Below are 21,562 nucleotides of genomic sequence, written 5' to 3'. Positions count from 1 at the left end.
TTTACTATCATTGTACCCAAAATTTATTAATGGAGGTTTTCATTATGACTGCAATTTACGATGATCCAGAGTTCTTTAAACACTATCAACAAATGTCCCGAAGCCAAAAAGGCTTACAGGCTGCCGGAGAATGGCCTGACTTCAAAGCTCTGCTTCCTAATTTGACTGGCAAAAAAATTTTGGATTTAGGCTGTGGTTATGGTTGGCACTGCCAGTATGCTGCTGATCAAGGGGCCACAAAAGTTTTAGGTGTCGATGCTTCTGAAAAGATGTTACAGATGGCACAAAAACAAACTGACTCTACTAAAATCACCTATCAAAAAGCTGACATCGAACATTTTACGGCTCCTAAAGAATCCTATGACGTGGTATTGAGTTCCTTAGTTCTACATTATATTCAAGATTTTTCAGCCGTTGTTCGAAATGTGCATGACATTTTAACCCCTGGCGGTATTTTTCAATTTACGGTTGAACATCCCATCTTCGCCGCTGAAGGACATCAAAATTGGATCTATGATGAAAATGGTCAACCGAAGTATTTCCCAGTCGACAACTATTTTAATGAAGGACCACGCCAAGTCGATTTTGTTGATAGTGTCGTTACCAAGTATCACCACACCTTGACCACTTTTGTTGATGGCTTACTCACGAATGGATTTCATATTCAACGTTTAATCGAACCACAACCAGCACCAGAGTTGCGTGATTTACCAGAAATGCAGACTTCATTAAGAGCTCCGATGATGTTGATCATCAAGGCACAAAAAATTTAAATCCTTGATTATTCTTGCTAACCTTTAGGTTCGCTTTTATATTAGTTGAATTAGGTATCTGATTCATTCAATCCAAATTCGAAAAAACAACTCACAGTCATGATGATTGTGAGTTGTTTTAGTGTCCAAGCAAGTAGCCTAAAATTTATCAATTTTTAATCTATCTGAATTTTCACAGTTTTTCCCATTGCCGCAGCCAATTTAGTCAATGTTGCAATACTAACATTTTTACCTTTCTCAGTTCTTGAAACAGTCGATCTAGGAACGTTTGCATGTTCCGCTAATTCTGCCTGTGACCATCCCAGATCTTCTCTTGCTAGAAGAATTGCGGCAGAACTCGCCAATTTATTATTTTCTTCTTCAAAGGCTGCTCTGAATTTTGGATCTTTTAATTCCTGTTTTAAAAAGTCATCAAATTTAACGTTTGCCATTTTAATTGTCCTTCCCTTTTAAATATTCATTTCTTAAAGTAATTCCACGTCTTAATTCTTTCAAAGGCGTTTTTTGAGTTTTCTTAGTAAAACCATGTGTAATAACGTAGCTATTCTTCTCGTAATGGAAGTAAATAGCTCTTTGAATATTATTAGATACTTTAGAACGTAGTTCATAAAGATTTTTATCCAGTTTTTTTACCCACTGTTCTTTAATAGCAATATTGATTCCGTATTCTTGAACGTTATTAATCGTTGCAAGTAATTTTATCCGGTCTTTATATGGTATTTTTTCCAAGAACTCCATAAACTCTACTTTTCCATTAGGTCGTTTATAAAACTCAAATTCCATCTTTTTCATCAGCTAGTGTATCATCTATGCTCCTCTTATGTCTAATATATGCAACAAAAAATCATCTATACTATTTTGAATTATCGACATAAACCATTTTTTATGAGTGTCGTTCTAAAGTAAAATACGAAAAAAATATTAAAGCTTCTTTTATTTTTTATAGCGCAAAAAAACACTATCAATTTAAATATTGGTAGTGTTTTTAACATTAAATTACATCAAAGTTCCTTATTACGAATCAAAAAAATCGAAGCAACAATCAGATCAGTGGTTTTTTGATTAAAGTTCCAAAATAGTATTAAAAACGCTCTGTGGTAATTTGATTTCATTTTTGACTGATTGACGTTTGTTTATACTCTGACGTCTCAACAAAGCTGCCTTTTTTGAGACACTATGTGCATCGCCGTTAACAGCTGCATTCTTTCTTAACGGTGGAACATCCACTCTTGCAACTGATTTACCCTCAACGATTGCCTGTACTGGTGTTGGATAAAGTTGTCTTGGTACGGCGTACTTTAAGTTGTGGACTAGAGTTTGGGTCATATTATTCACATCGCTTCGATGAACAACAAATGACAAGGCATCAACCGTGGCATAGTTCATATCAATTTCGACTTTCACTAAATCACTTTGCTCATAATCCAAGAATTCGGTACTTAAACTGGCAAAACCATGTGAAACCGACTTTAATTCGGAGAAGAAATGATAAGCAATTTCTGACAAAGGAATTTTAATCGTGACAACAACCAGATTACCATCATTTCCCATATCCAATAATTGTCCTTTATGTGAATCGACTAATTTTAAAACCGCGTTGAGACTTTCACTTGGCATCGTGATTTCAGCTTTAACAAAGGGTTCCTTCACTTCTTGGATCAACCCAAATGCTGGAAACTGAACTGGATTATTAATATTCATTCTTTGCCCGTTCTTCAATAGAACCTGATACGTTACATTAGGTGCGGTTGTTAAAACATCCAAGCCAAATTCATCAAATAATCTCTCTCTGATTATTTGTAAATGAAATGCACCTAAGAAACCACATCTAAATCCCATCCCTAATGCTTCCGAATGTTCTTCTACAAATGAAAAAGAAGTATCGTTCAAACTTAATTTCAAAATAGCATCCTTTAAGGCCGGATAATCATTATTTTTAGGATAAAGTCCCGCAAATACCATTTGTTGAGCAGGTTGATAACCTTTGATCGAATCAGAGGTTGGATTATTTTTCAAAGTAACTGTATCCCCCACTCTAATAGCTTTAGGATCCTTTAATCCCGTTACAACATAACCAACTTCACCCGCACTCAAACTATTCTTCTCTTGCATGTTTGGAGCAAATATTCCTAGTGATTTTAATTTAAAACTCTTTTTTGCCTGCATCAAAAGTAATTGATCATTTTGATACAATTCCCCATTAACCAGACGTACATAAGCAATAATCCCTTGATATGGATCGTATAAGGAATCAAAAATTAATGCCTTTAAAGGTTTATCTGTATTACCCTTTGGAGCGGGGATTCGGTTTTTAATTACTTCTAATACCGCTGGTACACCTAAGCCGGTTTTGGCAGAGATTAGGAGTGTGTTCTCTTTAGTAAAATTTGAGTCCAGATCACTTAATTGTGCCTGTGTCTGTTCAACTTCTGCCGATGCGATATCAACTTTATTAATAACTGGGATGATGATCAAATTATTCTGTTTGGCAATCCGATAATTAGCAATCGTTTGAGCTTGAACGCCTTGTGTAGCATCAACTAAAAGAATTGCTCCTTCGGTAGCTGCCAAACTTTTTGATACTTCATAGTTAAAGTCTACGTGACCTGGGGTATCAATTAAATTATATTCATATTCCTTTCCATCATTGGCAGAATAATAATTCCGTACGGTTCTGGCTTTGACTGTAACTCCATGTGCTTTTTCTACCGCCATATCATCTAACAGTTGTGATTGACGTTCTCTTTCGCTGACCGTTTGTGTTAATTCCATAATTCTATCAGCTAAGGTTGATTTACCATGATCGATATGTGCGATAATGGCAAAATTCCTAATTTGTTCTTTATTCATTTTTCTTATATTCCTTTAAATATTCTATTAAGTAATAATTCATTTGTTGGCGTGCTTCTGGGATAAGTTCTATCTCAAAATCAGGATAATCAACCTTCAAGTCAGTATGATTAAATCTTGTCAGTGAGGCCATATTCATCAAGCCACTGATAATTCCGCTTTGAATAATGAAAATGTGGCTAAATTGGTTTTGAGTTAATAAGCCATTAGTTTTTTCAAACAATTTTTGGCCCACTTGTTTACTAATTGCGTACAGATTATTACGTTTTGCAACTGTTTCATCCATATTAGCTTTACCTTCTAAAATTGGTCCTCTAATGGTATTCAGCCGGACCAATACATCATGATTTCTGATCAAGTTTTCCGTTTGATCAACCATAAAGCTTACGTATACTTCTTCAGAAATTTGGGAATACCCTTCCAACTTAATCAATAAATCAGTAAAGAATTGTTGATAATTTTCTAACAGAATACTCATAAAGAGATCTTCCTTGGTCGCAAAATAGTGAAAAGTAGTTCCTTTTGATGTCCCAACGGTATCGGCTATCTGTTTCATAGTTATTTCAGAATAACCTTGCGTTTTAAATAACTGAACAGCAGCTTGCATGATTGATTGTCTTCTAGCATCTTTTTGATTGGTAGTATATATATTTGACATATTCATCCTCCAAAGTTGACCGACGGTTAATTTACAAAAACATACTATCTCAAAATTAACCGTCGGTCAATAATAAATAACTTATTATTGAATTTTTTGTGTTATCACTATTGATCAATAAGTTGATTATGGCATATACGCTATAAAGATAATGCTATATAGTATTCAAAATATCCATTTTACGATTCACCGAAATCACAAGATAAGTTGACAGAAACATTAAATAAACTCAAAATAACTTATTAGAGAAAATATTTATCATAATAAAGAAAATGAAGGTATCAATAATGGATAAACAATCCAAATTTGTTAAATTATCAAATATCGGTTTAGATAACTTGGATCTATACAAATCTGAAAAAACTGGTTATTTAGATAACACTTGCTATTTATACACTAACAAAAATAGCAGCAGCACTTTTGTCGCCATGAACTCAACTGGAAAAGTTTTGGACTTCTACAAATTTCACACCGTTATGGATAAAGATGACATTATGAAGAAAATCATGGAACTCTTCAGTGATGATGAAGCAACTGATTTTGTTAAATTATTCGATGCTACAAAAGAATTCACTTTGACTGATAATGTTGTGGTCGAATTACCGCTTGGTAACGGAGTTTTTAAAATATAATTATTCATTAACTAAATAAAGACAGCCTGTAATCTATCAAGATTATCAGCTGTCTTTATTTTTTGTTATATAAGATATTATTGAACGTTCAAATTTTAGACCCATTTTTATCATTCTTGACAAATCAGTAATCTTTTCCTTTAGCCTTACCAAACATCTTCAACTGATTCGATCGAAGATTTCATTAATTGCTTCATTTCTTTAATAAAGCCGCTCTCAATCAATTTTTCTTGTGCTAAAAACTGATAGAACTTATTCATAGTTCTCTGAACCCGTTTTGTTTCCGTCATACTGCTGCCATGAAGGTATAAATTGCCAATCGATGAGGCATCATAATCGAAAACACTTTCAAAATGATAGGCCAAGTATTCATTCAAATAAAAAGTCAGAGTCTTTTGATATGATTTTACTGTTTTTTCGGAATAATCGTCTTCAATATAATCAATGAAACTGGCAATCAATTCATCATTCAGTTTTCCGATTTTTTCAATTTGTCGATCAAACTTTGTGTAGTCATCCGTAAATGAATAGTCTTCATCCATAACCGCTAATTTTTTCAATTTTTGACAGACATCTTGCAAATGTGTAACATCAATTTTTTTGAAATTTACTTTAGCTTTATGCCAAACGAAATTTTTTGCCATCAAAGTCTCCGGTACAGAACTGTAATGAACATTCCGAACAGAACTCGACAGATCATTTGAAAGACTTGCTTCATCCGTTTCATGGTCATCTAGATAAAATTGCACTATCATCGAAACATCATTCAAACGGCCAATTTGAGTTCTGTTGACAGTTGGCCCTATTTGCCAAGCACCAGCCACTCTTAAATATTCATCAAGCGTTGTTTGTGAAATCCCCACATTTTCACATACATCAGCCAACCGTTCCTCAAACCTTGCTTGCATTTGTGAACGATTTTTGGCATTGACATCAAATAAAACCACCGTCAAAGTACTAGCATCATGAGTGAAGATCACTATTTTTTTACGTTTATAATTCAAGTACTTCACATGCCACGAAAAAATGGGATTTGCCAAAGCGTTTTGCTTATCGGCTTTCATTGGATAATCCTTGAACAGAGACTGGGCTTTTTGAACGACATTAATAAACATTTTTGGCACCTCTACAAGTTTTATTTAATTAAACCAAATCGACAGAATCATAAAAAAACTATATATCTAGATTTGTAAATAATCTGATTTATAGTTCTTTTTTGTCGTCACGAATCTTTGTCATTACATGGTTCAACATCATTTGATGATACTTGTTCTGCAAAGTTGGATCCGCATTCTTGATATCAAGATACATCTGCTCGTTGATCTTATCCAGAATATTGTTGAATTGAAGCAATTCTTCATCATTCAAGGCTCGCAAGAATCTTGGTATTACTTGCATTCGCTTCTCAGTTTCTAGGCGCCCTTCTTTTGTTAGACTGACAATCGTTACCCGTTTATCAGTTGTCGATTTTTTGCGTGAAACCAATCCTCGACCTTCAAGTTTACGAACAAACTCAGCCACCGATTGAGGCGTCATATTTAATCTGTCAACCAAATCCTTTTGTGACAAATCGTCATTGTCAGATAAGGCTAATAAAATTTTCCCTTGACCTTGAAATAAAGTTTTATAGTCATTTTTATGTTGAGAATCATCTTCAGCAATGTTTTGTAACATCCCGAATTCAACCAGTTTACCGGCGGTTTTGCCTTGATTAATTAAGTCTGCCATTGAGTATATCCTCCAAACTTTATTATACTAGCTTCTGCAATTTAATTCAGGTCTCCCTGAATAATTTTCTTGATTTTTAGTAAGGGGTACCTTACAATGCATTTTGTCAGGTAGACCTGATTAATTATTTTTAAAAGAGGCTTTTACTATGCAAGTAGAAAATGCAATTGAAGTTAAACACTTATTCAAAAAATTTGACCAACAAATTGCCGTTAATGATGTTTCCTTTACTGTCAAAAAAGGCGAAGTCTTTGGATTACTTGGACCTAATGGCGCTGGTAAAACAACCATTCTTCGTATGTTGACTACCCTACTAAAGCCAAATTCTGGTGATATAACAATCTTTGGACACGACCTCAAAACTGATGGCAAAAAGGCCCGTGCAACGTTTGGTGTAACAGGTCAATATGCGTCGGTTGACGAAGATCTTTCAGCCAAAGAAAATCTAATAATATTTTCCAGATTGAATGGTCTTTCTAAAAAAGCTGCCCACATCCGTGCTAATGAATTATTGAAAGAATTTTCCCTCGAAAAAAGTGCTGATAAGTCGATCAAAAACTTTTCAGTTGGCATGAGACGACGGCTCGATTTGGCCATCAGTTTGATCACCCGTCCTGCTTTAATTTTTCTAGACGAACCAACAACGGGTCTTGATCCTCGAACACGCACACAAATGTGGGACACGATCAGAAGTTTAGTAAAACAAGGTTCGACTATTTTTCTAACGACACAATATCTAGAAGAAGCTGACAATCTGGCTGATCGGGTCGCCGTCATCGATCATGGAAAACTTATTAAAATTGGTACTCCAGATCAATTAAAACAACAACTTAGTGAATCAACTATGTCGTTGAAAGTTGAAAACAATTCTGATATAACTTCAGCTTCAAAAACATTGCAGCTTAGATTAAATAATCAACCTAAGATAATTGACAACACTATTACTATCAAATTTAAAAATACCGACCAAGTAATCGACAGTTTAGCTGAATTGAAGAAACAACAAATAGGAATCACTGACTTTACGGTTCAACAACCAACTTTAGATGATGTCTTCATGGCACTAACCGTCGGCACAAACTAAAAGGAGCATTTATCTTATGATGGAAATTAAAAAAAATCACACCAATACATTTCAAAATATCATCACCATGGCCTATCGCAATCTTTTAAAAACCTTACATAATCCCGACCAATTCATGGATGTCTTGATTCAGCCAATCATGTTTATGATTTTATTCGGATATCTCTTTGGTGGTGCCATTGCCGGTGGAGTTCATGCATATTTACCGATAATCGTCCCTGGAATCTTGGCCCAAACAATTCTTTCTGCGGCATCCGGTTCTGGTACCCAGATCAGAGAAGATATGGAAACAGGTATTTATGACCGTTTCAAATCACTTCCCATTTCTCACATTGCTCCATTAGCTGGGCAACTTTTGGCTGACATTTCCAGACTCTTTATTGCCTGTGTTGCCTCATTAATCACGGGATACTTCATGGGATGGCGTCCTAATGTTAGTTTCAGTTGGATCGTAGTAATTGTTTTGATTGCAATTTTTATCGGCTGGGCAATCTCTTGGATCTACGCTTTAGTCGGACTCTTAGCTAAGAGTGCCACAATGGTTGAAAGCATTTCTTTAATGACCATGCTATTACTCTCATTTTTATCCAATGCTTTCATTCCCATCAAAACTTTACCAAAAGTTTTACAGGCCATCGCCAATTTAAATCCCATGACTTATGTCATCACAGCTATTCGTCAAATCTTGGCACACGGAACTTTCTCAAATACTACTTGGATCGTTTTGTTAGCTGGGGTCGCCATCGTTTTGATTTTCGCACCTTTAACCGTCTGGGCTTACAATAAGCAAAATTAAGCAACGTTACTGCAACAACTGTCTCAATTCTGTTAAGATTTCTTCTTGTGATAATTGCCGTTCCTGGCGCTGAAAAGCATAACTGGTACTTTTAAGCATAGCAATCAACATATCGGTTCGAAATGTTAATGTTTTAGCAGACAAATTGGGAGTTAAACCGTTGATCACCGTTTGAAAAAGGCGTGTCAAATCCTGATAAAGCTCACTTTGATAAAATTGCAATCGACCTGGCTCCCCTGCTTCGACGCTCTTTAATAATTCCATATTAACTTCACGGATCTTCAAATAATCTCCAATTACGACATTGAATTGTTCAGTGGCATCTGCAGTGCTGGTGACAAGATATTGCTGATTATTGTTAATAAATGCTTGTATTCGCTCAGTAACTAAAGCTAAACACAAAGTACTCTTATGAGCATAATGTCGATACAACGTACCCGCACCAATTCCAGCAGATGTTGCAATATCCTTCATACTGACGTTTTCGACGCCTTGAGCCGCAAACAACTCACGAGCAGTCTTCAAAATTTTGGCTTGATTTTGTAATGAATCTTTTCGCACAGAATCACCTCTTACAATTAAGATACGCTAAACTAGTCCCCTTGACAAACGGAGCCGACTCCATTTAAATATAAATAACGATATATTTAAGGAGATGGACAAAGTTTGTTCACATTTGTTTCAGGATTATTGATTGGAATTTTTGTCAGTTTAATTGGTGGCGGAGGGGCCGCCTTGTATCTGGGAGTCTTGACTAGTCAGGTGGGACTGCCAACAGCAGTGGCTGTTCCAACCTCTCTGATTGTAGCTTTACCGGCTTTATTTTTCGGCTTTTTAACCCAGATGAGAGTTAAAAATGTTAATTTTCATATCGGCAATCAGATGATTATAGCTGCCATCCCCGGTATCATCATTGGGACCGTAAGTGCCAAATTTATTCCTCAGAATTTGTACAATTGGATCGTTGGCAGTATTTTCCTAGTTATGGGTGGAATGGTTTTATATAAATTCTTCCGAAATACCGATAAGACCCAAACTAGCCAAAAGAGATGGATGGCTTCACTCTTTGGTTTGCTCAGTGGCTTAATGGTCGGTATTGGTGGACTAAGCGGCGGTGCGACTACAGCCGCTGGTTTGGCAATTTTAGGTTTAACAGCCGTTGAAGCCGCCGGAACTGCAACTTACGTTTTAACATGTATGTCCGCAATTAGTTTGATTGGACACCTCTTCACTAGTACATTTGCCTGGCAAGCCGGATTAGTAATCATGTTGGGAGCTATCTTAGGATCCGTTATTACTCCGCTAGTTATTCGATATCTCGATTTAAATAAGGTGAATAAAGTTCTGACTCCTTTTTTAGGACTGCTCATTATTTACTTTGGTATCAAAATGTTTATTTAAAGATAATATGAATTTTAGACAAAAATAGACCATGAATTTTTTGCAAACTCATGATCTATTTTTTTACATTTAATCTACCAAAATAATTCTTAAATTATTTTAAATACAATCATATAATTACGATTTTACTTTCTTAAACACAATGCCTAACCCCAACATAATCACGCCAGCAACTGTCATCAAAATACCACTAGTAGCACCAGCTTGTGGCAATCTACTCAATCCACTTGCTGAACTCGTATTATTTGATTGTGCAGTATTAGTTAATGGAACCAAACCACTACCTCCATTTATTGAAGATAATGTCTTTTCTTCAATACTACTATTAGGATTTGAAATGCCTACTTCTTTACCATCAAAGTCTAAATCCCCTTCTGAACTACCGTTGATAATAATTTCTTGATCATCATCATCTTCTTCGTCCACATTTTCATCAGTATCTGGACTTGTTGGTGTTGGATCAATTGTAAAGCCAGGGTCAACTATTTCTTTACCTTCGTTGTTTTCATCTGGTTCGCCCGGTTCTTCTGGAACAGTCACAATATTGTTGTTATCTTGCAAGTCCCATCTGTGAGTTTCGCCACCAACAACATTCACCTGTTCAGCTACAATATTGCCATCTAAATTGTGATGAATATTGATTGTAGCGTCTGGAGCCAACACACTTCCTTGGAACGTATTATTCATTTCAATCACACCATCGAACTGCTTGTTAGTGTTTGTACTATCATAAAAGTTCCAAAGCAAGTGGTTGTCATCAAAATACTCTGTTTCTTGGTTTGGTCGTTCGATAGGATTTTCTGCACCATTATTGAATCTCAACTTGATCTGAGAATTCATTACATAAGGATTTTGCCCCTTAGTGTCAACGTTGATAATAATTGAAGTACCACCTTTGTCAGCTGATAATCCTGAAATTGTTAAAGGTGTACTGGCATTCAAAACTTCTGGATCTAAGTTGATCACGATTTGATTATTCGCATCAACTTCAAAATCACTGAGATCAATTACTCGTTGGTTTTGGTCTGGAAAATCAGCATTAGTAATTGTCTTAGAATTCGCCGAAACTAAACCTGCTGATTTGCTTTCCAAATTAATAAACTCTTGGTCAAAATCTAAATACTCATTAGAATCTTTATCTTGGAAAATTTCATTATTAAGTAAATGATTGATTGGTGTTTCATTAACTAATGGAGAAGTGTTGTCTTTGCCCAACTCTACGTCATTTACTTCACCAAAAATCACTTTATTTGTACGATGATCGTTGGAACTAACGAATGAGCTTTCTGACATATTTTTTACCTCTTGAACATAAGAAATATCCTTATCCAATAATTTTTCGTCCGTAATGTTTGTCCCAAAGTTAACATTTCCGAACAAAGATCCAACCGCAAGGTTTCCATTTGTATGTGCGTTTAAAGTTGCTTCTTTAGCAAAGATATGGAATTTAGAAGCGTATCCCAAATTGTTTTTGGATACGTCCTGGAAGTCGTCACTGACTTTGCCACCATTTTGAACTTCTGGATTGAGTGACTTCTCTGCTACTTTTTGAATTGATAGTTCTGCATCATCACTAGCTTTCACATTTGTGATTCCCATCCCTGATAATACAACTGTACTAATTGCAACGCATGCTAAAATATTCGCATTCTTCATTTTCATTAATATTTTGTTACTCCCTTATTGATTTCTTGATATAAATATTATCTTATGCAAACGATAAATTTATTTCAAATTAAAAAATAATTTTTTTGGATTTTGAATAAAAAAGCATTTTGGCATAAAAAAAGAGCTGAATTTTAAAAATCCAACTCCACGTGCCGATTGAGGATTTTGTCCAAATAAATCGACTTTTTATAGTTTCACTTAACACTAATAACGTTTTAGCCATTCTCTAATCAATCCTTCATACTCCTGTATCAATTGCTCTTGTTCAACAAATTTTCCAAAGGTATGAATCGAGTTCATCTCTTCAATCAACAAAGGATGCTTAACTTTTAACTCCTTGGTGCGTTTTACGCTTTCTTTACCAAATCTAACTAACCAATCAATTACTTGATTTGGAGTTTGAATATCCAATAGTTCCACTGGATTTCCCAAGAGCTGTGATAAATGATCAATAATTTGAATTCCGCTGCTATCTATATCGCCTAGATAAGTCATCTTAACACCCTGCTTCTTCAGCATTAACATAATTTGATTATTGGCTTGATTGAAATCATTACCTGACTGATTGATCAGTGGCCATTTAGGATGCAACTCGTGCAAATAAATGAAAACGCCATTATTTTCCAAAATGATAGCTTTTTTAGTCATAGAATTAATCGTTTGCATTTTTTCGATTTGCCATTGATTCAACGTCACTGGTTGTGGTAAATCTGTTTGAAATATATTAGCAGTCGTAAACGAAGTTCCGATTAATTGTGCGGACAATTCCTTAATTGGAAATTCGGTTAGCATATTTTTAGTAACCCACCGATAATAATTAAATATCTCAGGGTTCTCAGTTGAATCACTCAGCGTATGGGCCGTAAAGCCGGCATCAACTGCCTGCTGACCACGTGGCGGCAATTTTGCATCATTTTCAATTCTTCGGAACAAGTCATCTAAATTACTTGCTAATTTTGGGGCATGTTTCCCTGTAACAGACTCATATTCATCTATATATCGACTCAAATTAACTCTCCGCTATATCAAAGCTTGTCGAACTTGATTTTGATGAAATTTACCATCATCGCGATTTTTAGGTGGAATAACATCATAGGCAATATTTTCCACTCCATCAGCCAAAATTTTATTCTGAGCGCCACCAGGCATAGTTGCTAAGAAATTGAAACCGAAGTGATCAATTGTTTTAGCAAATGACTTGGCAGTTTCCGGATCCAATTTATCAGCAAATTCATCAAACATAACTAATGCCGGGGCATCAGTTAAACGAGAACGGTCAAGAATCATCTTAGGAACCAATAGCAGTGGCAAAACCATAGCTTGAGCTTTTTCAGCCCCAGAACCACCCGATTGAACGAACTTGTCATCTACTTCTTCAAAATGACCAGTCTCACTGTGTTTACGATGGATCCAAATCTTAAACTCTGACCATTGACGAATATCCAATAACTTTCGAGCTTCATCATTAAAATCATCTGCTTGAATATCGGTATCACTGGCTAATTTATTAAGGCGATTCTTGACTTCCTCTAACAATTTAGGTCGCTGATCTAAGTTAGAATTACGGGCCTCATCGATAACCTCTTGGTCAACGCTGGTTGGCTGCAATGATACTTTCAATCTAATTTCTTGTTCACTCGTTGAACCGTGAGATAACATTTCATTATATTTGTTTACCATCGCATACTGATCTGATATTTGATGAACTGCCGCTAAAAGATAAGCTTTTTGAGCCATCTTATTTCCTGATTCCAATTGATCCAAGGATTTTTTAATTGCAATTCCATCCTGTTCCATCAAATGCAAAGCTTCATTGATGTCAAATGGTACAACTTGAATATCACCCAAATCAATCGACTTTTGTTGGCGCATGATACTAGCAAAATCCCCATGTCCGCGTTCTTCAAAAATATCATCTAAGGCATACTTATCTTCACCATTAGAATTGCTTTTACGAATCTGGTCACTGATTTTTACTGACAATCTTTTAAAATCATTGTTCCGAATCTTACTCTTATGTTGGTGAGTGAATTCCATCAATTGACCAATATTTTTCAATTCATCTTGAACAACTAAATATGGTGCTAAATTATGTAAATCTTGACTGCAAAGTTTCGATAATTGTTCTAAGTCAGCAGTCGATTTAGCGATTGGTTCCTTGAGACTTTCTGAATTGGCTCTACTAGAAGCTTTTTGATTTTCCCAAGTCCGTTCTTGAGTTTGATACTTAGCTTGAGTCGTTTGTTCAGCGGCAAGCTTCGCATTTAAATCCGGATCGATCACTAATCTTTTAAGTTGTTCTTCATAATTACTTAAAATAGTTCGTTGCTTTTCAATATCATAATCCTGAAAATTTTCATCTAAATCATGTTGATTAATGTTGATTTCTCGCTGTAAATTTTCGATCAAACTAGTCTGATGCTGTAATTGGGTATTGATTTCATTAATCTGTTTGATTTGTTGAGTTAAATCCTTGGCAATACTTTTCAGAGTTTCAAAAAGGTTCTCCTGTTGCAGAATTTCTTTAAGATCAGCATGCTTTTCAAGTAGTAGTTTGCATTTTTGATTCAATTCTAGATACTGTAAGTTCATTTTGGCAGCACCGGCTTCGTGGACGTCTAGATTATCTTGCTTCAATCCATCTTTTATCCGACTAACCATTAATCCCTTAGTTCTAGAATCAATCTTTGAATCCATGTTTTCTCGAATCTCAGTAACAATTTTGATATCTCGACTGATATTTGCTTGATTCTTCTTTATAGCTTGATATTTGGCTAAAGCTTGATCCATTTCTAATAAATACTTTTTAAATTTCGATTCTACTTGTAGATAATCAGCTTGATCTATTATTGTTGATAAATCTTTTAGTACTGGTGAATCTGTTTTCAAATCAATCAATAAAGCCTTGATCTGACCTTCAGTCGCTTGAAAACTGCCCTTCAACTTTGATTTTATCTGTTGTAAATCAATCAGTTCAAGGTTTTGTTGCTTCAATCGTTCTTCCAAAATTTGATATCTATCAATTTCCTTTTGTAATAATGCGATTTGGTTTTGCTTGTCTTTTCGTTGTGCCTCAATACTGTCTTGATTAGTCTTCCTATTCTTCAAGTCAGAGACCCGTTGGTCGACCTGGGCCATCAATGGAATTAACTGTTCCAACTGCTGAGAATAATTGGCATATTGTCGTTGATATTTTTCGCTATTACTCTTCAGATTTTCCAAATCCTGTTGTTTCTTACTGTAAGGAATAACTATATATTGCTGCATCCAATTAAGATTACACCAAAAGATCTCTTTCTTTATTCTATGTAATCGTTTTTGAGCATGTTCAACCCTTTGATTAGTAAAGTTCTTCCGATTAACTTCTTTTTGCGTATCAGCTACCGAATCGATGATTTGATTATCGATCTCCTCTTGAGCATTCTTCATTGCTTCTAGAATTGGTGTAACCTTGCCACTTCCCGCCGTAAGAATTGGCGAAGCTAGTAAACGATAGGTTGTCGCTAAGCGATTTAAGTTATGTGGTTCAAAACCATACAGTTTTTCCGCTATATAATTTTGAAAATCTGTCACGGCCGTAAAAATTTTAAATTCGGTTCCTGAATTTTCATTTCTCTTAATAAATTCACTTTTGCTAAGACTCTTACCCTCATCATCGACGGCTGAGAAATCTAATTTTTCTTTAGGATCATCGCTCAAAATTACAAACCACCAAGTAGGGTGACGATTTTCACCGACAGCTCGATAAGCACCAATTCCTACAATTGCCTGACGCTTGATGGACTTCATTAACATATAGCTGTAACCGGTTCTCACTTTCATGGCACCAGTTCCCCAACCCAATAACATCGTTTCAAAAGTCCGTGAATCACGGGAACTATTTCTGACCTTGGTTGCTTTGTCCAACTTATCCGTTCCCTTGGCTGGGTTAAATGACGGTGTGGCAATCGAGCCATCAATCAACATTGGGAAAAAGCAATTAGCCAATGTTGTTTTACCAGCAGTGTTTTCACCTATCAAAGTTAAATTACCATTTTCAGAGGCATTGATATCCAAACTAAGATAATTATTAAAATTTCTCAGATGAAAGCTGACTGGAACTAATTTTTCTCTTAATTTCATTAACTATTATCCCCTAACAAATCATTTGAAAAAGCAAACCTTTTAACAATAACGGTAGGACTGACAAAATCATTTTTAATCTCCACTAAATCGAATTCCAACAATGCTTGCTTGACTAAACTTGGACTGACTGTTGACTTTGTTAACACTTTCTTTGTTACTTTTTTAATTTCTGCCATCAGTTCATTTTCTGGAATTCCTTCATGAATTTTTTGGGCAACCGCAATTGCTACAGCCGCTTGTTTAGATTTGCTTGGTTGACGTGTCTTATCTAGTAACAGTGCATAGTTATTGCCACATTCCAAATCAAATCGTCCTAGTTGCGACCACTGTTGTGCTATTTCTTCTTTATTTTTCAATAACTCCATCCACAATCTTGGTGAATTTTTTGGACTCAAGTATCGATGGATCAATAAAGCTCGATTAACTTGTTGAATTATCGTTAATTTATTTGAAGTAACGCTATTTTTTAGATAATTAACCATTCCTTGAGCAAAGAAATTGAAATTAGGATCCACATCCCAAAATTCGGTAACTTCTTGATCATGTTCCATATCCTCGTATTCGGGCAGATCTGGTGTAAATAACTGAAAACGATCCACAAAAAGTTTCACTATCAACCGATAAATAACCTTTTCATCCAGTTCGACCACTTCACTGTGAACTTGCCGGACGACAGCTGCAGTCTCAACCACTCGATCATCTTGATTATTTTGCAAATCAGGGAGATTGATAATCGTTTTTAAAGTCGCCAATATCACATGAATATTCTCTGCAGTTTCTGATGAAGAGCTCAGTAACAATAATAAATTCTCTTGAAAATTCTCCGGTTTCATACCCAATAGATCATCCAAATATTTATTGATCCGTTGTTGGGTCGAACCTTTTTTCAAAGAATTGATCACATCTATTTTAGATTTAGATGTTTGCCTAGTAACACTGCTGGTAAACACCCCCGTATCGAGTAATTGATTGATAATAGTACATTCTGAATTTGATAATTTGGTCGTCAATTAAATTTCCTCCTTGTTCCAAACTCAAAACTAAACCCCGTTGGTAAATAAACAGCATATTTTTCTTTGCCACAGTGAATTTTTACTCGACCTGCTTTGACAATTGGCTCCGCCTTTTTTATCGGACGACCAAAAATCGTAAAACTTTCATAATGATCATAACCGGAAGCACTATAGAGCTTGATGATCTCATCTCTTGCGACCATAGAATGTAATTCCAAATCACGGTCAACCTTTCCATGAAGATCGTCTATCATGACTAATTTTTTAAACTCTGCTAAATCATTTTGATTATTCAACGTATTATTTACTTCATCTTCAGCGATCTCAGGATTATCAGCTAAAGTTGCTACACGTTTTTTAGCATCCACAGCTTGGTACTTTATCGGTCCTAAAGTCGTAGCGTCAAGTAAATCGTCAGTACTGATATTTTCAAGATTTCTATCTTGTCCTAAGTGTCGTGGAATCTGTTCGGGAATCGACAATTGCTGATAATTTTGCAATAGAGAATCGATATCTTTAGTCAGTTCTTTAATATCAACTGTTTGCTGATTGATATGGTCATATTCTTGAATCAACAAGTCATTAACACCTATGATGCGAATGTAGATCAAATAAATTGAATCATAACTACTGTCGATTGCAGTTTTTGTTGGTTCAAAACTAGTCGACAGTTCCTGCAATTGCGTCTCCACATAGCTTTTATCTTGCTGAAATTGACTCGATAGTTTCACTTCATCGTTTAAAGCTCGACTAACTTCCAGACTTCCTTTTCCTTGACGACTACGGGCAACTTGATCAGAAAAGTTAGGTTGCTCATCGAGATATTGCAATTTAGGCCCTTGATCCACCAACTTTCGTAAAGCCGGAAGTGCTTGGTCATTCAACATTACCTGAAGATGTTCAGCTACTTTGCCACCACGATCAAAGGCCAAATCATTGGCCAATTCTTCCAAGTCCTCACTGAGTTTGTGCATTCCTTTCATGACATCTGAATAAGCCGACAACATATTGTGAAAGTTATTGAATAATTCAGTACTAGTATCGTCTTCCTCAAAGTGGCTTATTTTTTTAATTAAATCGCAGTACTCATCGATTCGATTAGTATTAGCCGTCACTGTACTTTCAGCATCCAATACTTTGGGAATCAAATTTAAGTATTCGATGCCTCGACTGGTAATTCGGTAAACTGAGGCTTGTTGCATATGATAATTACCGCTATTCATTAGGACCCGTATTTTACGCGGAAAAGTTTCGATTAGATGGGCTTGGTCATTTAAGACATCTAAAACATTTTTCAAAACTGTATCAGAAATAGGACTTTCATCATTTTCAATATCCAAGTAATTGTTGTACTGGTCACTGATAAACTTAAATGTTCTCGGCGTGTCCAAACTGATTCGATTTCCATATAAAATTGTCAAAACATTCCACCCAGCTAACGGGTGATCACGGCTCTGACCAAGATTAGTAGCAGTTAGTAAATCTTTCAATTCTTGCTTTATTTTTAGGACCATTATCTATTCCTTTTTACATTGATAATTCAAGTATGACTAAAAATTATAGGTCATGCAATACCTAAAACGACTCCAAAAAAATATTCCTAACGTCATTAGATTACGTCTAATAGCGCTAGGAATTTTTAAATTTTATATCAAGTTCGTTAATGAATCTTTTTGTTGTGAAAATATTCCACAATCAGAGAAATAACGAAACAAATAAAAGCAAGCAACATGAATGGCATCAACATCCGACCCGTTTCAACGACTGTGCCATCTGGTAAAATATCATCACCTAAATACATCGCATAAAAAGCTATACCAACAGTAATTAACAGGAAACCTATGGAAAAAAAGTGCGATTTAATTTTTTTCATAAAAGCCCTCCTCAACAGAAATCAATAATCTAGTAGCCGACCGTAATCATTCCAATCTCCAAACATTTTATTCCGTTCTGAATTAGTTATTAATTTATTCAAACGTTTTTCAAAAACTTCTCGATCTTTACTCTTATCACGTTGAATAGAATCGATTCTCACTCGCTGATAAAGTTCGGGGAAGCTTTTAAAATTGTCCCAGGCTTGCGAATTCTCATTAAAACGTTTTGCAATATCATTATCAATTTGAAAATTATTCGTTGTTAAATTTGGTAAGACAACTCTGCCTGCTTCAGTCATCTGACCAAGCTTTTCTAACCTTCGGCATCGTTCTTTATTCAATTCCGACCATGAACTGTTTTTAGTCCGCGGTGTGAACCTTTGCATATTGACGCCATCAATATTTTTGTGCATCGTATCGATCCAGCCAAAGCAAAGCGCTTGCTCAACGGCATCCAAATACCAGATACTATCACTAGGCTTGTTTTTACCTTTTTTTACAAATATCCAACACTCATTTTCTCGACGGCTATTTTTTGTTAACCAATCACGAAACTCCTGAATATCATTGATTTTTAAAAGATTTTTGACTTCCATTTTTCACTCCAATTATATTTAGCAATATATCCCAGTGAAAACAAATTGACTGATCACATATCTTTTTTATCATTTCGCATCGTCAACTGAATTCGGTTCCGATTCTCATCAACACTGAGTACCCAAACCGTTACGATATCACCAATTGTCACCACAGTACTTGGATCACTGACAAAATGATCGGAAAGTTGTGAAATATGGACTAAGCCATCCTGTTTGACACCAATATCAACGAAAGCACCAAAGTCGATCACGTTTCTGACCGTTCCTTGCAGTTCCATCCCTGGTTTTAAATCGGCCATTGTCAAAACGTCTTGACGCAACAATGGAGCTGGCATGCTATCACGCAGATCACGCCCCGGTTTACTTAGACCATCGATAATATCAGTCAAAGTTGCTTCACCAATATCCAATTTTTGAGCCCATTCCGTCTTATTTAGCTTACTTAATTTTTGTTGTAAGTCGGCTGTGCCAATAATATCAGGACTAGCATCAATTCCCGTTAACAATGTACGAGCAGCCGCATAACTTTCCGGATGAATATCGGTATTATCCAATGGATCACTTCCAGCAATGATTCTCAAGAAGCCAACCGCTTGTTGATAGGCTTTAGGTCCTAATCTTGGTACAGACTTCAAAATCTTTCGATTATCAAAAGCTCCATTTTCATCTCGAAACTTGACGATATTTTTAGCAGTCGTAGCGGTCAAACCTGAAATATGTGTCAATAACTCGGGACTGGCAGTATTCAAATTGACTCCAACTTGGTTAACTGCCGTTTCAACGACTCGGTCTAGTTGTTCATCCAAAGCCTTCTCAGGAACATCATGTTGATATTGACCAACCCCAATAGCTTTAGGATCAACTTTGATCAATTCAGCTAGTGGATCTTGCAAACGACGACCGATACTGATAGCCGAACGTTCTTCAACGTGTAAATCAGCGAATTCCTTACGAGCATTGGCGCTGGCAGAATATACTGACGCTCCTGCTTCATTGACGATTACGTAATACACTGGATGGTCCAAGGTCTTCAAAATTTCACTGACAAACTCTTCTGATTCACGACTGGCAGTTCCATTACCGATAGCAATCATTTCAACGTGATACTTTTTGAGTAATTTCTTAAATTCGGGACCGGCAGCCTCTCGTTGTTTACTGCTAGCTGGTTTGTGCGGATAAATAACTTGTTTAGCCAAGAAACGACCATTTTTATCCATGATGGCTAACTTGCAGCCAGTTCGATAAGCCGGATCAAAACCCATCACGACTTTACCTTTCAACGGTGCCTGCATCAAAAGATGGTACAGATTATTGCCAAAGACTTGAATCGCATGGGTATCAGCTTTATCAGACAATTGACGACGCAATTCACGTTCGATAGCTGGTCCTAAGAATCGTTTATAGGCATCCTCGAAAGCAGCGTCAATTTTTGCCACTGCTGGTTCTTGGTGCTGGTGAACTAAATGCGAGTGTCCAAAACGTAAAATTGCCGTTGGATCCACATCGATTCCGACAGTCAAAATTTTCTCTTTTTCACCACGATTAATGGCCAATACTCGATAAGGTGGCAACTGTTTCAAGGCTTGTTGAAAATCATAGTAAGTCGCATAAACTTGTTGTTCATCTTTTTCTTTAGCGCCACGTTTGACCTTGCTAGTTAATTGACCGTTTTGCCACGTGTAGCCACGAATCCATTCACGAAAATCAGCTCGATCACTGAAAGTTTCAGCTAAGATCTCATGGACACCATCCCAAACAGAATCTAAATCTGGCAAATCTTTATCTTTAGCAATAAAGGTCTTTGCTTTGGCATCTAATCCACTCTTGGGGAAAGTCAATAACCAGTCAGCCAACGGTTCTAGACCAGCTTCACGAGCAATAGTAGCTTTGGTACGACGCTTTTGTTTGTAAGGAAGATACAAATCTTCAACTTGTTGTAAAACAGTTGCTTGTTCCAATTGCTTTTTTAGGTTAGGCGTCAACTTACCTTGTTCTTGAATCAACTTCAAAACATCCTCACGACGTTGATTGAGTTTCATCAAGCGATTAGCCTCATCTTCAATTTGACGAATGGCAACTTCATCCAAAGTTCCCGTCATTTCTTTTCGATAACGAGCAATGAATGGAACTGTGTTGCCATCTTCCAACAGATTTAATACCGCTTGAATCTGTTGAACTCGAAATTGACTTAATTGTTGATGAACTGGTTGAGCTAAATCGATCAGATTATTTTCTGTTTTTGTTGCCATGTGATCCTCCATAAATCCAAACTATCCTTTAAGTACAGTAAATAAGATACTGATAATTATATCATGGACGGCGTTTCTCGATTTCTTGTGTTTTAATTATTTTGCTAGATTA

At 36.0% G+C, this 21,562-nt stretch carries 20 protein-coding genes; 5 read left to right on the top strand and 15 right to left on the bottom strand.

From position 1 onward, the window contains the following. Positions 1 to 44: 44 nt before the first annotated feature. Positions 45 to 773 carry a class I SAM-dependent methyltransferase gene (locus tag FD29_RS03760; RefSeq protein ID WP_057887625.1) on the top strand — a complete coding sequence of 243 codons (729 nt, stop codon included), beginning with the start codon at positions 45 to 47 and terminating at the stop codon, positions 771 to 773. A gap of 155 nt (positions 774 to 928) precedes the next feature. Here the strand turns inward: FD29_RS03760 and FD29_RS03755 are convergent, their stop codons facing one another. The 4 genes from FD29_RS03755 to FD29_RS03740 form a co-directional block, all read right to left on the bottom strand. Next, a complete protein-coding gene (locus FD29_RS03755) occupies positions 929 to 1,204 on the bottom strand; it encodes a helix-turn-helix transcriptional regulator (RefSeq protein WP_057887624.1) in 276 nt (91 codons plus the stop codon). Position 1,205: 1 nt separating this feature from the next. Beyond that, positions 1,206 to 1,565 carry a type II toxin-antitoxin system RelE/ParE family toxin gene (locus FD29_RS03750; RefSeq protein ID WP_057887623.1) on the bottom strand — a complete coding sequence of 120 codons (360 nt, stop codon included), beginning with the start codon at positions 1,563 to 1,565 and terminating at the stop codon, positions 1,206 to 1,208. 270 nt (positions 1,566 to 1,835) lie between these two features. Beyond that, complete coding sequence (gene lepA / locus FD29_RS03745; protein WP_057887622.1) at positions 1,836 to 3,623, bottom strand: translation elongation factor 4; 1,788 nt, start codon at positions 3,621 to 3,623, stop codon at positions 1,836 to 1,838. Continuing rightward, the gene (locus tag FD29_RS03740) at positions 3,616 to 4,281 is read right to left on the bottom strand and encodes a TetR/AcrR family transcriptional regulator (protein WP_057887621.1); all 666 of its coding nucleotides are present in this window, start codon (positions 4,279 to 4,281) and stop codon (positions 3,616 to 3,618) included. Before FD29_RS03740 ends, lepA begins: the two co-directional genes overlap by 8 nt. A gap of 287 nt (positions 4,282 to 4,568) precedes the next feature. Between FD29_RS03740 and FD29_RS03735 the strand changes: the two genes are divergently transcribed. Beyond that, entirely contained in the window at positions 4,569 to 4,913 is a 345-nt protein-coding gene (locus FD29_RS03735) for a hypothetical protein (protein WP_057887620.1), read from the top strand. A 146-nt stretch (positions 4,914 to 5,059) separates the two neighbouring features. Here FD29_RS03735 and FD29_RS03730 read toward each other — a convergent pair whose 3' ends face one another. Both FD29_RS03730 and FD29_RS03725 read right to left on the bottom strand, forming a co-directional pair. After that, positions 5,060 to 6,028 (bottom strand): DUF6933 domain-containing protein, encoded by a 969-nt coding sequence (locus FD29_RS03730; RefSeq protein ID WP_057887619.1) that lies wholly within the window; start codon positions 6,026 to 6,028, stop codon positions 5,060 to 5,062. Between the two features lie 88 nt (positions 6,029 to 6,116). After that, on the bottom strand, positions 6,117 to 6,641 hold the full coding sequence (locus FD29_RS03725) for a MarR family winged helix-turn-helix transcriptional regulator (RefSeq protein ID WP_057887618.1): 525 nt from the start codon (positions 6,639 to 6,641) through the stop codon (positions 6,117 to 6,119). A 148-nt stretch (positions 6,642 to 6,789) separates the two neighbouring features. Between FD29_RS03725 and FD29_RS03720 the strand changes: the two genes are divergently transcribed. After that, on the top strand, positions 6,790 to 7,725 hold the full coding sequence (locus FD29_RS03720) for an ATP-binding cassette domain-containing protein (protein ID WP_057887617.1): 936 nt from the start codon (positions 6,790 to 6,792) through the stop codon (positions 7,723 to 7,725). A 19-nt stretch (positions 7,726 to 7,744) separates the two neighbouring features. Further along, on the top strand, positions 7,745 to 8,521 hold the full coding sequence (locus tag FD29_RS03715) for an ABC transporter permease (protein WP_057887647.1): 777 nt from the start codon (positions 7,745 to 7,747) through the stop codon (positions 8,519 to 8,521). A 6-nt stretch (positions 8,522 to 8,527) separates the two neighbouring features. Here FD29_RS03715 and FD29_RS03710 read toward each other — a convergent pair whose 3' ends face one another. Continuing rightward, on the bottom strand, positions 8,528 to 9,082 hold the full coding sequence (locus FD29_RS03710; RefSeq protein WP_057887616.1) for a TetR/AcrR family transcriptional regulator: 555 nt from the start codon (positions 9,080 to 9,082) through the stop codon (positions 8,528 to 8,530). A gap of 105 nt (positions 9,083 to 9,187) precedes the next feature. Here FD29_RS03710 and FD29_RS03705 point away from each other — a divergent pair, with 105 nt between their 5' ends. Continuing rightward, positions 9,188 to 9,922, top strand: a complete 735-nt coding sequence (locus FD29_RS03705; protein WP_147007894.1) for a sulfite exporter TauE/SafE family protein — start codon at positions 9,188 to 9,190, stop codon at positions 9,920 to 9,922. 117 nt (positions 9,923 to 10,039) lie between these two features. Here the strand turns inward: FD29_RS03705 and FD29_RS03700 are convergent, their stop codons facing one another. From FD29_RS03700 to FD29_RS03665, 8 genes are all read right to left on the bottom strand, one after another. Then, complete coding sequence (locus FD29_RS03700; protein WP_057887615.1) at positions 10,040 to 11,584, bottom strand: collagen-binding domain-containing protein; 1,545 nt, start codon at positions 11,582 to 11,584, stop codon at positions 10,040 to 10,042. 210 nt (positions 11,585 to 11,794) lie between these two features. Beyond that, positions 11,795 to 12,598 (bottom strand): DUF2399 domain-containing protein, encoded by an 804-nt coding sequence (locus FD29_RS03695; protein WP_057887614.1) that lies wholly within the window; start codon positions 12,596 to 12,598, stop codon positions 11,795 to 11,797. A 12-nt stretch (positions 12,599 to 12,610) separates the two neighbouring features. After that, positions 12,611 to 15,712 (bottom strand): SbcC/MukB-like Walker B domain-containing protein, encoded by a 3,102-nt coding sequence (locus FD29_RS11600; RefSeq protein WP_057887613.1) that lies wholly within the window; start codon positions 15,710 to 15,712, stop codon positions 12,611 to 12,613. After that, complete coding sequence (locus FD29_RS03685) at positions 15,712 to 16,725, bottom strand: hypothetical protein (RefSeq protein WP_057887612.1); 1,014 nt, start codon at positions 16,723 to 16,725, stop codon at positions 15,712 to 15,714. Before FD29_RS03685 ends, FD29_RS11600 begins: the two co-directional genes overlap by 1 nt. After that, a complete protein-coding gene (locus FD29_RS03680; RefSeq protein WP_057887611.1) occupies positions 16,722 to 18,242 on the bottom strand; it encodes a hypothetical protein in 1,521 nt (506 codons plus the stop codon). Before FD29_RS03680 ends, FD29_RS03685 begins: the two co-directional genes overlap by 4 nt. Positions 18,243 to 18,388: 146 nt before the next feature. After that, positions 18,389 to 18,601, bottom strand: coding sequence for a hypothetical protein (locus tag FD29_RS03675; protein WP_057887610.1), 213 nt, complete (start codon positions 18,599 to 18,601; stop codon positions 18,389 to 18,391). A gap of 21 nt (positions 18,602 to 18,622) precedes the next feature. Further along, positions 18,623 to 19,198, bottom strand: a complete 576-nt coding sequence (locus tag FD29_RS03670) for a YdeI/OmpD-associated family protein (RefSeq protein ID WP_057887609.1) — start codon at positions 19,196 to 19,198, stop codon at positions 18,623 to 18,625. Positions 19,199 to 19,251: 53 nt separating this feature from the next. Further along, positions 19,252 to 21,450: a Tex family protein gene (locus tag FD29_RS03665; protein ID WP_057887608.1), complete on the bottom strand. Its 2,199-nt coding sequence runs from the start codon at positions 21,448 to 21,450 to the stop codon at positions 19,252 to 19,254. Positions 21,451 to 21,562: the final 112 nt, after the last annotated feature.

The organism is Companilactobacillus mindensis DSM 14500, from assembly GCF_001434275.1.
GTDB classification, from domain to species: Bacteria; Bacillota; Bacilli; order Lactobacillales; family Lactobacillaceae; genus Companilactobacillus; species Companilactobacillus mindensis.
The sequence above is the reverse complement of the archived record's forward strand: the minus strand, read 5'-3'. Positions and strand labels throughout refer to the sequence as shown.